The following is a 13,738-nucleotide window of genomic DNA, read 5'->3' on the forward strand; positions in this document are numbered from 1 at the left end:
GGACGATGTTCGATCTCATGTTGAAGGGGGGTCGCGTGATCGACCCCGCATCGGGACGTGACGGTGTCGCGGACGTGGCCTTTGCCGCGGGCGAGGTGGCGGCCGTCGGCACGGATCTCGGAGAGGCGGCCGAGGTCCGCGACGTTTCCGGCAAGATCGTCACCCCCGGCCTCGTCGACCTGCACACCCACGTCTATTGGGGCGGCACCTCGCTCGGGGTGGACGCGCCAACGATCGCGCGGCGGAGTGGCACGACCACCTTCGTGGACGCGGGCAGCGCCGGCGCCGGCAACTTTCCCGGCTTCCGCACGCACGTCATCGAGCGGACCGAGCCGCGTATCCTCGCCTACGTCAACATCTCGTTCGCCGGCATCTACGGCTTCTCGAAGAACGTGATGGTCGGCGAGTGCGGCGACATGCGCCTCGTCCATCCGCACGAGTGCCTCGAGGCGGCGCGCGCCAATAAAGACATCGTCGTCGGCATCAAGGTGCGCATCGGCGCCAAGGCGGGCGGGACGTCCGGCATCGCCCCGCTCCAGCTCGCGCTCGAGGTCGCCGATCTTCTGGACCTGCCGGTGATGGCGCATATCGACAACCGGCCGCCGAGCCAGGAGGAGGTGTTGCGCCTTTTACGCCCCGGCGACGTGCTCACTCATTGCTTCCGCCCCTGGCCGAACGCGCCGATCGATGCGGCGCGCAATGTCCGCGCCGAGGTGCTCGCCGCGCGCGAGCGGGGCGTCTACTTCGATATCGGCCACGGGCAGGGCGGCTTCTCGTTCGATTCCTGCCGGGCGATGGTGGGCGAAGGCATCATGCCGGACGCGATTTCGAGCGACGTTCACGCGCTCTGCGTCGACGGGCCGGCGCACGACCTTCTCGCCGTCATGTCGAAATTCCTCGCGCTCGGAATGGATCTCACCGACGTCATCCGCTGCTCGACGGAGAACCCGGCCAAGATCATCCGACGCCCCGAGCTCGGGTCGCTGAAGGTGGGAACGCCGGGCGACGCGACCGTGCTCGAATTGCGCCACGAGCCGGTCGAGCATGTCGATGTCGTCGGCGAAAAGCTCCGTGCCGACACGCGCTTTGCGAGCGTCGGCACGGTGATCGGCGGCAAATGGTGGGGCGACGGGACGGCGCCGCAGCCGAATTGATCGGCTCCGGATCGATCCCTGCGGGCGGCTTGGCCCGCGGGGACCGGCCGGATCCTCGACGCCGTGTCAGTCGGCTGCGACGACCGCGTCGACATGGTGACAGGCGACGCGGCGCCCCGGCGTCGTTGGCAGCAGCTCCGGCATCGTGCGGCAGATGTCGGTGCGCTTCGGGCAGCGGTCCTGGAAGGGGCAGCCCTCGATCGCGCGGAAGCGGCTTGGCGGCTCGCCGCGCTCGACGGTTCCGGTGACGCGGCTCGCCGGATCGATCCGCGGGACCGAGGCGATCAGCATTTGCGTATAGGGATGCTGCGGGTCGGCGAAGAGGGCCGGGCCGTCACCGATCTCCACCACGTTTCCCATGTAAAGAACCGCAACGCGGTCGCTGATCTTCGCGACGACGCCGAGATCGTGGGAGATGAACATCATCGTGAGGCCGAGCCGGGCCTTGAGATCGGCGAGGAGGTTCAGAACCTGCGCCTGGATCGACACGTCGAGCGCCGAGACGGGCTCGTCCGCGATGATCACGTCCGGCGTCGGTAGGATCGCGCGGGCGATGCCCACACGCTGGCGCTGCCCGCCGGAGAGTTCGTGCGGATATCGGCTCGCGAAGGAGGGGTTGAGGCCCACCTGGGTGAGCGCTTCGCCGACCATTTCGCGCCGGTGCTTCGCGTTCTCGAATATGCCGTGAATGTCCCCCGTCTCGGCGACGCTGTCCTCGACGGAACGGCGCGGATTGAGGGATGCGTATGGGTCTTGGAAGACCATACGGAGCTTCAGGCGCGCGGCCTTCAGCGCCGCGCCCCGGCGTTCGAGAATATCGCTGCCGCCGAAGCGGATCTCGCCTTCGTCGGCCTGTTCGAGCCCGATGATCATGCGGCCGACGGTGGTCTTGCCGCAGCCCGATTCGCCGACGATGCCGAGCACCTCACCTTCGACGAGATCGAGCGAGATGTGGTTCACGGCGGTGATCGTGTAGGTCTTCCCCGCCCGCCTCGCGCGAAAATGCTTGGTGAGATCGCGCAGCTCCAGGATCGGCGATGCGGCGGCGGGGGACGGCGTGGCCATCGACGCCTCAGGCATGGACGAGCTCCTCGTTGAGCGGGAAATGGCAGAGCGCCGCGTGGTCCCCGGCACGCACCGTCGGGACCGGACCGCTCCGGCAGGGCGTGTCCGCCCGCGAGCAGCGCGGCGAGAAGGGGCAGCCGGGCGGCACCTCGTCCGGCCGTGGCGCCTGTCCCGGAATGGTGACGAGCGGCGCGTGCCCGGTCGACGGGTCCGGCACGCAAGCCATGAGCCCCGCAGTATAAGGGTGGAGCGGAGCGGAGAAGATGGTTCTCACGCTGCCGGTCTCCACGATCTGGCCGGCGTACATCACCGCGACGCGGTCGGCGAGCTGCGAGACGACGCCGAGATCGTGGGTGATGAACAAGATGCCCATGTCGAGCCGATCGCACAGATCGCGCAGCAGTCCGAGGATCTGAAGCTGGACCGTGACGTCGAGCGCGGTGGTGGGCTCGTCGGCGATCAACACCTTGGGCCGGCAGGCGAGGGCGATCGCGATCATCACGCGCTGGCGCATCCCGCCGGACAGCTCGTGCGGGTAGGCGCCGTGCTGGAGGGCCGAGTCCGGCAGGCGGACGAGGTCCATCAGCTCCTGCGTCCGCGCGCGCACGTCCGCCTTCGGATCATGAACCTTGATCGCTTCGGCGATCTGGTCGCCGATCCGGCGGACGGGGTTCAACGAGGTCATCGGCTCCTGAAAGATCATCGCGATGTCGCCGTTGCCCTTGCGCACCCGCTCATAGGGGGTCGCATGGGTGATGTCGGCGCCATCGATCGCGATCCGCCCGGAGGTGACGCGGGTGCGCGGCGTCTCGAGAAGGCCCATGACGGCGAGCGAGGTCATCGACTTGCCCGAGCCCGATTCCCCGACGAGACCGAGGATCTCGCCGGGCGCGATCTGGAAGGAGACCCCCCGCACGATGTCGAGCGAGCCGAGGGAGGTGACGACTGAGACGACGAGGTCATCGACGGCGAGCATCGTTACGTCCTCTTCCGGTTGCCCATGGCCTCGCGGAAGCGCGGATCCATGTGGTCGCGCAATGCGTCGCCGGTGAGATTGAGGGAGAAGGCCGTCAGCGCGATCATCATGCCCGGAAAGAACAGAAGCCACGGCGCACGGGTGATATAGAGCCGCGATTCGGCGAGCATGTTGCCCCAGCTCGGAATGTCCGGCGGCGTGCCGAGCCCGAGAAAGTCGAGCGAGGCCGCACCGAGCTGGGCGAAGGCGAACACGAAGCTCGCCTGCACCAAAAGCGGGGAGATCATGTTGGGCAGGATGTGCTTGCGCACGGTCCAGAGCGTACCCGCCCCCATCGACTGCGCCGCCTCGACATAGGTCTCCTCGCGCAGCCGCAAGGTCACGCCGTAGACGATGCGGGCGGTCGTCGTCAGATAGACGACGCCGATCGCGAGGATCGCGTTGGATACGCCCCGACCGAGAATGACGATGAGCCCCAGCGCGAGGAGGAGCGACGGAAACGCCATGAGGACGTCGACGCCGCGCATCAGGACACGCCCGAGCCGCGGATAGAGCGCGGAGACCACGCCGATCGGCACGCCCGTCATCAGCGCGAAGCCGACGACGCCGATGCCGATCAATAGCGCGAGACGCGCGCCATAGACGACGCGCGAGAAGGTGTCGCGGCCGAAATGGTCGGTGCCGAACCAGTGTTCGGCGTTCGGCGGCACGAGGCGATTGAGCGAATCGATCTCGAGCGGTGAATAGGGGGCGATCAACGGCGAGGCGAGCGCGAACACGATCACGACGACGAGGAAGAGGAGGCCGAACGCGGTGAGCGGCCGGCGGATCGCCGCACCGAAGACTCCCTGGAGCGTCGCAGTCATTCGAGTTCAACTCGCGGATCGAGGAAGCGGTAGGAGATGTCCACCAGGAGGTTGAGGACGAGATAGAGGCAGACGATCACGAGGATGACGCCTTGGATCACCGGATAGTCGCGTCGCAGGATCGATTGCACGACGGTCCGTCCGATGCCGGGCAGGGCGAACACGGTCTCGGTGACGACCGCCTCGGAAATCAGAGCCGCGAAGGTGAAGCCAAACGCCGAGACCACCACGAGAAGCGCATTGCGCAGGATGTGCCGCACCGTGACCTGGCGGGGGCTGATGCCCTTCGCGCGGGCGGTGCGGACATAGTCCTCCTTCGACACGTCGAGCATGCTCGCCCGCGTGAGACGCAGGATCAGCGCCGCATTGGGGGTGGCGAGCGCGAGGCTCGGCAGGATGAGATAGCGAAGGTTCGCCAATCCGCCTTCGTCGAAGATCGACGGATAGCCCGAGGAGGGCAGCCAGCCGAGCTGGGCGGCGAAGACGAGGATCAGATAAAGACCGACCCAGAAGGTCGGGATCGAGGCGAGCAGCATCGCCAGCCCCGAAAGGCCCTGATCGAGCCAGCTTCCGCGCCGCATCGCGGCGATCACGCCGACCGGAACGCCGATGAGGACGACCCAGATCATGGTGATCGACGCGAGCAGGATGCTCGTCTCGGCGCCGTCGGCGATGACGGTCGTCACCGGCTCGTCGAAGAAGATCGAGCGGCCGAGATCGCCCTGCAAGGCGTTACCGGCCCAATAGAAATATTGGATGATGAGGGGTTCATCGAGCCCGAGCCGCGTCCTCAGCGCGGCCACCTGTTCCGGCGTCGCGGCGTCGCCGAGCATGACGGCCGCCGGTTCGCCCGGAATGAGGTGGATGAACATGAAGATCAGAACGGAGGCGGCGACCAACGTCGCGAGCGCCGCACCCGTCCGTTTGACGATGAAACCCAGCATCGAAGGGTCAGATCCCGAATATCGTGCGGATTACTTCGTCGCTCCCCAGAAATAGGGGAAGGCCGGGGCCCGCTCCCACGTCGTCTGGAGTTGCGGCGAAGCGATGTCGAAGGAGAACACGTCGCCGACCTTCACCGCCGGAATCTGCTCGTAGACGAGTTCCTGGGTGGTGGCCCACGCCGCTTGACGCTCGCCGAGATCGGAAGTGCCGACGAGCTTGGCGAGATCGGCATTGCGCTCGTCCGTCGTCCACCAGCCGGGATAAGAGGCGTTCATGAAGGTCAGAAGCACCGGATCGGGCGAGGGGCCGTGGTGCGTCATGAACATGTCCCAGGAGCCGGGCTCGCCGCGCTCCTTGAGAAGCGTCGCCCAGTCGGTGACGTTCAATTCGACATTGATGCCGGCCTTCGCGAGCTGCTGCTTGAAGACGTTCGCCTGGTCGAAATGCTGCTGATAGTTGGTCGAGACCAGGAGCTTGATCGGCTCGCCATTATAACCGGCTTCCGCGGCGAGGCTCTTGGCCTTCTCCGGGTCGTTCTGATTGTAGTTCTCGGTGCCGGCATCGGAGTACCAGACATTGCCTTCGGGGAAGATCGAGCCCTCGGCGGCGAACAGCTCCGCGTCGCCGACGGAGATCTGCAGCGCCTCGGTCATGTTGAGGCCGGCAAGGATCGCCTGGCGCAGCTTCCAGTTTCCGGCGAGGATGCCTTCCTTGCTGTTCAAGAACATGAGCCCGAAAATCGGCGCGCTGCTGATGTGCGGGGCGATCGAGGGATCATCCTTGAGGATGCCGTAAAGGTCCCCGGAAATGTACTCGGCATAGTCGTAATCGCCGGCCTGCACGCCGCTCACCCGCGTGCTGACGTCGCCGACCGGGATGAACTGCAGCGTGTCGATGGTCGCTTCCTTGGCGCCGGCCGAACCGTCGGACGGCTCGCTGCGCGCGGCATAGTCCTCGAACTTCTCGAGCTCGACATGCCGGTTGGGGCGCCATTCGACGAACTTGTAAGGACCGGTGCCGACATAATTCTCCGGCTTGATCGGCTCGCCGCCGGCGGCCGTCACGATGTCGGCGGGGTAGATCGCCGGACCGCCGTTCGGGAAGGCGAGGAGGCTCTTCCACGCGCCGTTCACCTCGGCGAGCGTGATCGTCACCTCATTGTCGCCGGTCGCCTCGACGGAACTCGCGTTCAGCGTCTGACCGCGCGCGCCGAACTCGATCCAACGATTGAGCGACGCCGCGACGTCCTCCGCCGTCATCTCGGCGCCGTTGTGGAACGGCACACCCGTGCGCAGCGTGATGACGATCGTCTTGCCGTCCTCGGAGATGGTTTCGCCCTCGGCCAGCATCGGCTGCGGGGCGCCCGCCTCGTCGAACGCATAGAGCGTCTCGAACATGTTCTGGCCGATGGTGGTCGCGAGGGTCGCGGTGCCCATCTGGATGTCGAGGCTCGGCGGCTCGCCGATGGTGGCGTAGCGCAGCGTGGCCGCTTCGGCTTCGCCGGCCGGCAAGGCTCCGGCCGCGGCCAGTGCGATCACCGCGGCGCAGCTCAGCATCAGTGAACGTGTTTTCCGTACGGCGTTCATACTGTTCGCTCCCCTTTATAGTTTGAAAACGGCGTCATGAGGCGTGCGCGCGAGGCATGCCGCCTTCGTCAGCAGGTGGTGCCGCCATCAATCGCGAGCGACGCGCCGGTCATGAAACAGGACGCGTCGGACGCGAGATAGACCGCGAGTGGACCGATATCCTTCGGATCACCGGCGTGCCCCATCGGAATATTGCCGACGGCGGCCTCGATGATCTCGGGCTTCTCGCGCGCCCATCGCTGGTTCGGGGCGGTCATGAAGAGGCCAGGACAGATGGCGTTGACGGTGATGCCGTGCGGGGCCCAATCGACGGCCGCGGCCCGCGTGAATTGGACGATCGCCGCCTTCGCCGCCTCGTAATGACGCCCGCCGATCCCGCGACCGACGCGCGAGGCGTTGCTCGACGCGATGTTGATGACGCGCCCGCCGCGTCCCGCATCGATCATCGCCTTGCCGATCATCCGCGTGCAGGTGACGGCGGCGGTCAGGTTGAGATCCATCATGGCGCGCCAACTGTCGAGCGTCTGCGCTTCGATCGGAACGTTTTCGCGCCGTCCGCCCACATTGTTGACGAGGATGTCGATGGGGCCGGTGGCGAGCACGCGCTCGCACGTCTCGGCGGCGATGTCGGGGTCGGAAATGTCCGCGGGGAAGGTCGTCACGGTCCGGCCGAGGGCGGTGATCGCGGCGGCGGACTCGTCGAGCGCATCGGACGGACGGGCGACGAGGACGATGTCGGCGCCGACATCGGCGAGGGCGAGTGCGATTTCTCGCCCGAGCCCGCGGCTCGCTCCCGTGACGAGCGCGCGCTTTCCATCGAGCCGGAATCGGTCAAGTACGCTCACGTCGTCTCCCAGCTGAGGCTCGGCCAACGGCGTGGCAACTCAAGCGCTCGTTTAGTTATAAAAAGACAAATCACCGGGTGCTGTCCAGGGGCGCATTGACCCTTCGACACCGGCAATGCGATTCTCATAACGCTTTTATACAAGAGTTGTTGAAATGCTTTGGATTCACGCTGGAACACGGAAAACAGGAACCGGGTCCATCCAGGCAACATTGCATGCCTCTCGCTCGGCGCTCCTGAAAAACGGTGTCGACTATCCAGATTCTCATTTGCAACATAATCACACGGAGCTGGTGCGGTTGCTCAAGAAGCAGCCGGATATCTTCGATGACCGCGTGAAGATATTGGCGAAGCGCGCCGACACGACGATCGTCAGCACCGAGGTCGTCGAGCGGTTGAGCGGAGAGGAGAAGGCCGTCTTCGCCGAGCGATTGGCCGCGATCTACGGTGATCCGCGCGTCGTGATCTATATCCGCCATCCGGTGGATTTCGCGGTCTCCAGCGCGCAACAGGCGGTGAAGGCCGGATCACGGACCTATGAAGAGGTCTGCCGCAACCCACCGCTGTTCGATTATCGGGACCAGCTCGGCGCGTGGGAGGCCGCCGTCGGTCGCGAGAATATGGTGGTGCGCCCCTTCGACCGCGCGTCCTTTGCCGCGAACGACGTGATCGTCGATTTTCTCGACGCGATCGGGCGGCGCGATCTCGAGGCGGCGTTGACGCTCGTTCGGATGAACGAGGGCATGTCGCAACTGGCCGTCCACGTCATCTCCGAGCTGACGAAGCTCTGCCGCCAGCACGACGAGAGGCGGCTCAACATCCCGGACCTGCGGGATCTGCCCGGCCCGAAATTCCGCCTGCCACCTTGGACGGTCGGCTATGTGCAGGGCAAGTCGCTCGGCGATATCGAGTGGTTGGCGCAGGAATGGGGCATCGCGTTCGACACCGAGTCCCGCTTCGATGTCGACGAGGCGCCGGAGATTCAGGAGCTCGTCGGCGCGATCTTCCGCTCGGAGACCAAGCGGCGATCGCTGCGTGCGGCGGGGCGGGATGCCGAGAGCGCCGACTAACCGGTCGCTCGCCACATCGCGCATCGCGCCGGCACGCCCCCCGTCGTGCGATCGCGGTCCGCGCTGGACCTCTCCGCTGCCGGCTAGATCGGCCCGTCTATCGGCGGCGCCGTCTTGCGGAAAACGGCGACCATCGTCCGCTTGAAACGTGGCGCGAGGCGCGTCACCGCGCGATTGAGCGCGAGGAGCGTCCGCTCATGGCGCGTGAGGCCGGTCGTGGCGATCTCGATCGTGTGGAAGGCGACCGGCTCGAACCCGTAGCGGCGCGCAAGCTCCTTGAGCGTGGTCGGTGAGAAATAGGCCGTGTGCTGCGGATGCACCTTCGGATCGTTCGTCGCACGGCTGAGAACCTCCCAGGCCGTCGCGACGGAAAAGGTGTTCGGGGTCGACAGGACCAAGAGTCCATCATCGGTGAGATTGGCCCGGCAGCAGGCGAGGAAGAGGCCCGGATTGCTGAGATGCTCGATGATGTCGCCGCCATGCACGACCTCGAACGCCTCCTCGGCGACGAAGGTCTCGGCATCGCCATAAACGACATTGTGACCATGCTCCCGCGCGAGACGGACCGAGGGGCGCACATTGTCGATGCCGAGCACGAACGCGGCTTCCCGCTCGATACGGAAGAACGAGGAATGGCGGCGTCGCTTGGGGGTGGCGAAGAAATGGTGATTGATGCATCCGACATCGAGCACCCGCCGCCCCTTGAAGAGGGGGAGCACGACGCGGGCGAAATCGTCCCTGTCATCGGCGGCGGCGAGCGACTGGAGGGCCGGCGACACCTTTGTCGCATCAACGATTGTCATATATCGAGCACCGCGCCTGCCATGGTTCCGAGTGCGGCGGGCTTACGTCGGGGATGCTGACGGGACGCTGACGGTGGTCTTCGATACCGGGCGCGGATGGTGGGGCGCTCAGGGTGGGGCTCTGACGGGAGGGCGACGGTCGAGCGATGCGGATCTTGTTGGTCGAAGACCATCCGAGCCTGGGCGACAGCCTGCGGCGCGCCTTCGCGAATGACGCCTATAGCGTCGACTGGGTGACGACGCTCGCCGAGGCCGAGGCGGGGATCGCGGTGGCCGACTACCACCTCGTGCTGCTCGATCTCGGCCTGCCCGACGGCAACGGGCTCGATTTTCTGCACCGCCTTCGCCGCGATGGGCGCACGATGCCGGTTCTCGTGCTGACGGCGCGGGGCGAGTTGAACGACCGGGTCGACGGTCTCGATAGCGGCGCGGACGACTATCTCGTCAAGCCCTTCGCGATCGAAGAGCTCCGCTCGCGCTGCCGCGCGCTGTTGCGGCGCCCGTCCGATCTCGTGCAGCCGCGCGAGCAGGTCGGCAATCTCTCGTTCGATTTCAACGCGTCGGCGGTCTTCGTGAACGAGGCCCCGGTGGCGATCGCGCGGCGTGAGTTGCAGCTTTTGCGGGCGCTCATCCAGCGCGCCGGGGCCGTCTGCTCGCGCCGCTATCTCGACAATCAGCTCTACGATTTCGAAAGCGATGCGAGCCGCAATGCGCTCGAGGCTTCGATGTCGCGCCTGCGCGGCATTCTGAAGGCGAACGGGGCGACGGCAACGGTGCGCACCATTCGCGGTGTCGGCTACGTGCTGGAGAGGGGCGAGGATGCGTAAACGGCGGCGGTCGTGGTCGCTTGCGGAGAAGATCCGCCACCGCCTCACCGTCGTGACGGCGACGATCACGTGCCTCACGGTCCTCGTTGTCGCGCTCGTCGACGGGCGCGACTTGTCCGAATTGCCGCAACGGATCGTGCTCGGGATGGTTCAGGATGTCGCCGAGGCGTTCGACGGCATGACCTTCGACGAGCTCCCTTTGCCGCACGAAGACGAGATCGGCGGCCTCTATGATCGGCACCCGGAGGCCTATGGTTGGCGGGTCCTGGGTCGGGGCGGCACCACCCTCGCCGAGTCGAATTTCGACTGGGCGGCGCTCACCGGCATCCCCGTCTCCGCCGCCGACGAGTGGACCCACGATCTCGGCGACGGGCGGTGGATCGGTGGCAAGACCTTCCGCTGCGAGGCCGAACTCTGCGAGGTCCAGGTCGTCGTCCTCTCCGACCCCGAATACCGGCTCCTCCTCTCGATCGTCGAGGAGATCGGCGTTCACGTCCTGCCGATCTTTCCGCTCGCGGCGCTGATGCTGCTCGTCTCGGGGCAGGTGATCCGGGCCACGTTGAAGCCGCTCGAGCACCTTGCGGGCGAGGCCAAGACGATACGCGAGTTTCGCGATGTCGAGCCGATCGATGTCGGCGACGCGCCGGCTGAAGTGCGCGAGCTCGCCGGTGCGCTGAACGCGACTTTGCAGCGCCTGCGTGACGCGATGGAGCGGGAGCGCGCCTTCATCCTCGATGCGTCCCACTCCCTACGAACGCCGCTCGCGGCGTTAAAAGCGCGGCTCGAGGTCGACCAAGACGCTGTCGATGTCGCGTCGCTGCGGCGCGAGATCGACACGTTGGTCCGGCTCTGCGCCCAGATGTTGAGTTCGGCGCAGGCGGAGCGGCTCCTCGTCGAGGCCTCCCAGCGGATCGACGCGGAGACCGTGATCATCGACGTGATCACCCGCCTCGAGCCGCTGGCCCACAAAGCCGGCGTCGAGTTCGCTTACGAGTGCCAATCGCCGCCGACCGCGATCGCGGCCCATTCCGACGCAATCGCGGTGGCGTTGGTCAATCTGGTGGAAAACGCGGTTCAGCACGCCCCGCGCGGGTCCGAAGTGGTGATCCGCCTGGAGGCCGACCCCGTCCGCATCTCGGTCATCGATCGTGGCAAGGGGGTGCCGCCGGACCGGCTGCCGGCCATCGCCGACCGCTTCGTGCGGGCGGGCGCCCATGGCGACGGCGCCGGCCTAGGGCTTTACATTGCCGCACGGATCATGGCCGCCCACGGCGGACGCCTCGCGATCTCGAACCTCGCGCCGACCGGTCTGCGGGTGGAGCTCGTCTTTCCGGGGTAGGGGTTGGGGGACGCCGTGGAGCGGCACTGGTGAGCGCCGGGGTGTGGTCGGTAGGAGAGTTTGGAAGTCAGGGCCATTCGGCGGGGAATGGTGCTCCGGGGGAGAGCTGAGGTGTCGCGGAATGTTGAGGGTTTCTGCGGATTTCTGAGGGCTTGAGCCAGCACTGTGTGAGCCGTCTCATGAGAGGATCGGTAGAGGGCGCATGATTGACTGGAAAATTTCTCGATGGCCTTGGGAAGGTTGTGTCGGTCGCCGGGAGGCCACTGAGACGCTGCGGTAACCCAGTGCCAGAAGCGGACATGCGCCGACCAGCTTGTGCCTGCACCGAGCAGCCCATCGAGTCCGCCACCGACAATGCGGAAGCGGTCTGCGAAATCATCACACACTGACGGCATTCTCTCGCGGGATGTTTCGCTCCGGTCTCGCGCGCAAACGCCAGATCGAGGGATTTCTCAGGCCCGGACTCGGCGGCGTTGTTGGCCGGATTGACCCAGTGGCGGTTGGGCCAGACGCAGTAGGACTTGGTAGCGGGAGCTGTTATGTCGGCGTCCGAGGATTTACTCCAAGGACGCGCTATCGACACTGAAAAACTCGCCACCTCTGCGGGTGTTGGCGCTGCGCTAGGCGGGGTAGTAGGAGTGGCTGCGTCTCACCGCTCTGCTGCCCTATCTAGTCAAGCGAAGGGGCGATTGGGGGAATCCATAACATCCGTGAGGGAACGAGCTCGCGGAAACAGTGTGCAAACACAGGTTAGACTTGCTATTGGACAAGGGCGACATAGCCGAGTTGACTTTATGTCAAGGCCGAGAAGCATACCGCACATTACGGTCCGCCCAAAGGCGGAAATACGTGTGCGATATATCGAAAGTAAATTTGGGCCGAAGGCGAGATTGAGCCCGAATCAACGTAAAGCTGAGCGAGTCTATGGGCCGCAATATGAGGTGCATAGAACCGGACCTAGGACTGTTGGCAAAATTGCGGGCGCTCCGGCTGGCGCTGCGGGAGGAGTTATCGGCAATCGAATTGAAGCACAATTCGGTATATTTGACGATGTGACAGATTGAATTCGAGACAAATAGATGGATGTGTCCATATCTGACCAACTTCACGATACCCTTCTAAAGGATGCGGCGGAAATATTCAGTAAAAATGGATTTTCTGAGGTGAGGCGCAATGGATATTGCGATAAGGATCACTTATTTAAAAGAGATAGCAACGATATTTGCCTCATTGAAATTCAGTGGGATAAATATGATAGGCCGTGCTTTGCCCTAAATTTTAGAACAGTTGCGTCATCAAAGGACAAAAATCTTTACAAAAAAGAACCGAGGGTAATATGGTCATGATCCTCATACTATATGGCTTTGCCGAGGCAGAAAGCTGATAGATTTTTCTGCGTATCTCGACTGTTTATAATTTTAGGGAAAGGCCTTCTTATCAAGAAGGCAAGTGAAAGGGGTATAAATATGATTCAATCAATAATTTTGTTCTTTGCTACAGGAGATATTGATCGAAGATTTGATCGTATCAACGCGATTCCTGTAAATGAAATTTATAGTAATCAGATGCTAGATCCTGTAGATCCATTGAAATAGTATAAAATTCATAAAATATGAGTATTAAAAATAATTCTGAGATAGGCTCTCTCTTAGTCTCGATAAGCAGATATAAAAACTGAAAATTCTTATTGAATTGATCTTCAGGTGTGTAAAGGCGCCGCCTACCTTAAACCGCAAGGAAAGCTACGCAATGATACTCTGCCAGCTCTATAAGTTCTCGTCGGGGGGGGGGTAGTTAGAGCCTCACACGAGTACTGCACGCATAGCCATTGCTCTTGCGCATATAGTTGGCTGCGACGGCGCGCTACGGACGGTCGCGATACGCGCCTGACGCGTCTTTCCCAAAAACACCTATGACGCCAACGGCAATCTCGAGACGGTCCAGGGTTTTGCCGCGATCAACCGGACGATCGTCTGGGGCGGTCTCAACCGCGTCAGCCGGGTGACCAAGAACGGTCTCACCGAGATGGCCCACGGGCCGGACGATGCGCGCTTTGTGCGGACCGTGACCCCGCCCGGCGGCACGGCGGAGACGACCTTCTTCGTGCGCGACATGGAGCTCAGCCCGGCGGGGGTGTTGACGAAGTACCCGCTGGCCGACGCCAAACGGGGTCGGCAGCCTCACCTACGGGATGCACCTCGATTACGACGCCTCGGTGCGGGCGATCACCAACGAGGCGGGGCTGCTCGCGACGCGGGTGGGG

General features: G+C 64.2%; 12 protein-coding genes. 5 read left to right on the forward strand and 7 right to left on the reverse strand.

Going from position 1 to position 13,738, the window contains the following annotated elements; all coding sequences use genetic code 11:
* Positions 1 to 5: 5 nt before the first annotated feature.
* A complete protein-coding gene (locus L1787_RS01305) occupies positions 6 to 1,154 on the forward strand; it encodes an amidohydrolase/deacetylase family metallohydrolase (protein WP_235706667.1) in 1,149 nt (382 codons plus the stop codon).
* A 66-nt stretch (positions 1,155 to 1,220) separates the two neighbouring features.
* On the opposite strand, the gene L1787_RS01310 is transcribed toward L1787_RS01305, so the two are convergent.
* The 6 genes from L1787_RS01310 to L1787_RS01335 form a co-directional block, all read right to left on the reverse strand.
* Positions 1,221 to 2,234, reverse strand: a complete 1,014-nt coding sequence (locus tag L1787_RS01310; RefSeq protein WP_235706668.1) for an ABC transporter ATP-binding protein — start codon at positions 2,232 to 2,234, stop codon at positions 1,221 to 1,223.
* Positions 2,227 to 3,195, reverse strand: coding sequence for an ABC transporter ATP-binding protein (locus L1787_RS01315; RefSeq protein WP_235706669.1), 969 nt, complete (start codon positions 3,193 to 3,195; stop codon positions 2,227 to 2,229). Before L1787_RS01315 ends, L1787_RS01310 begins: the two co-directional genes overlap by 8 nt.
* A gap of 2 nt (positions 3,196 to 3,197) precedes the next feature.
* Positions 3,198 to 4,061 carry an ABC transporter permease gene (locus L1787_RS01320; RefSeq protein WP_235706670.1) on the reverse strand — a complete coding sequence of 288 codons (864 nt, stop codon included), beginning with the start codon at positions 4,059 to 4,061 and terminating at the stop codon, positions 3,198 to 3,200.
* The gene (locus L1787_RS01325) at positions 4,058 to 5,005 is read right to left on the reverse strand and encodes an ABC transporter permease (protein ID WP_235706671.1); all 948 of its coding nucleotides are present in this window, start codon (positions 5,003 to 5,005) and stop codon (positions 4,058 to 4,060) included. The genes L1787_RS01320 and L1787_RS01325 overlap by 4 nt, the downstream gene beginning before the upstream one ends.
* A gap of 30 nt (positions 5,006 to 5,035) precedes the next feature.
* Entirely contained in the window at positions 5,036 to 6,562 is a 1,527-nt protein-coding gene (locus L1787_RS01330; protein WP_235706672.1) for an ABC transporter substrate-binding protein, read from the reverse strand.
* A gap of 98 nt (positions 6,563 to 6,660) precedes the next feature.
* Complete coding sequence (locus tag L1787_RS01335; protein WP_235706673.1) at positions 6,661 to 7,437, reverse strand: SDR family NAD(P)-dependent oxidoreductase; 777 nt, start codon at positions 7,435 to 7,437, stop codon at positions 6,661 to 6,663.
* A gap of 292 nt (positions 7,438 to 7,729) precedes the next feature.
* On the opposite strand from L1787_RS01335, the gene L1787_RS01340 reads away from it, so the two are divergent.
* Positions 7,730 to 8,506, forward strand: coding sequence for a hypothetical protein (locus tag L1787_RS01340; RefSeq protein WP_235706674.1), 777 nt, complete (start codon positions 7,730 to 7,732; stop codon positions 8,504 to 8,506).
* Positions 8,507 to 8,589: 83 nt separating this feature from the next.
* On the opposite strand, the gene L1787_RS01345 is transcribed toward L1787_RS01340, so the two are convergent.
* The gene (locus L1787_RS01345; protein WP_235706675.1) at positions 8,590 to 9,309 is read right to left on the reverse strand and encodes a class I SAM-dependent methyltransferase; all 720 of its coding nucleotides are present in this window, start codon (positions 9,307 to 9,309) and stop codon (positions 8,590 to 8,592) included.
* Between the two features lie 146 nt (positions 9,310 to 9,455).
* On the opposite strand from L1787_RS01345, the gene L1787_RS01350 reads away from it, so the two are divergent.
* From L1787_RS01350 to L1787_RS01360, 3 genes are all read left to right on the forward strand, one after another.
* Entirely contained in the window at positions 9,456 to 10,136 is a 681-nt protein-coding gene (locus tag L1787_RS01350; RefSeq protein ID WP_235706676.1) for a response regulator, read from the forward strand.
* A complete protein-coding gene (locus tag L1787_RS01355; protein ID WP_235706677.1) occupies positions 10,129 to 11,475 on the forward strand; it encodes a sensor histidine kinase in 1,347 nt (448 codons plus the stop codon). Before L1787_RS01350 ends, L1787_RS01355 begins: the two co-directional genes overlap by 8 nt.
* A 2,001-nt stretch (positions 11,476 to 13,476) precedes the next feature.
* A partial coding sequence (locus L1787_RS01360; protein WP_235706678.1) for a hypothetical protein occupies positions 13,477 to 13,738 on the forward strand: 262 nt, incomplete at its 3' end.

It is taken from the genome of Acuticoccus kalidii (genome assembly GCF_021556395.1).
Lineage (GTDB): Bacteria > Pseudomonadota > Alphaproteobacteria > Rhizobiales > Amorphaceae > Acuticoccus > Acuticoccus kalidii.

What these genes read in the sequence shown, in the direction of transcription:
- L1787_RS01325 (WP_235706671.1), bottom strand. Translation starts at nt 5,005, where the DNA reads ATGCTGGGTTTCATCGTCAAACGGACGGGTGCGGCGCTCGCGACGTTG.
- L1787_RS01345 (WP_235706675.1), bottom strand. Translation starts at nt 9,309, where the DNA reads ATGACAATCGTTGATGCGACAAAGGTGTCGCCGGCCCTCCAGTCGCTC.
- L1787_RS01310 (WP_235706668.1), bottom strand. Translation starts at nt 2,234, where the DNA reads ATGCCTGAGGCGTCGATGGCCACGCCGTCCCCCGCCGCCGCATCGCCG.
- L1787_RS01315 (WP_235706669.1), bottom strand. Translation starts at nt 3,195, where the DNA reads ATGCTCGCCGTCGATGACCTCGTCGTCTCAGTCGTCACCTCCCTCGGC.
- L1787_RS01330 (WP_235706672.1), bottom strand. Translation starts at nt 6,562, where the DNA reads ATGCTGAGCTGCGCCGCGGTGATCGCACTGGCCGCGGCCGGAGCCTTG.
- L1787_RS01305 (WP_235706667.1), top strand. Translation starts at nt 6, where the DNA reads ATGTTCGATCTCATGTTGAAGGGGGGTCGCGTGATCGACCCCGCATCG.
- L1787_RS01320 (WP_235706670.1), bottom strand. Translation starts at nt 4,061, where the DNA reads ATGACTGCGACGCTCCAGGGAGTCTTCGGTGCGGCGATCCGCCGGCCG.
- L1787_RS01350 (WP_235706676.1), top strand. Translation starts at nt 9,456, where the DNA reads ATGCGGATCTTGTTGGTCGAAGACCATCCGAGCCTGGGCGACAGCCTG.
- L1787_RS01355 (WP_235706677.1), top strand. Translation starts at nt 10,129, where the DNA reads ATGCGTAAACGGCGGCGGTCGTGGTCGCTTGCGGAGAAGATCCGCCAC.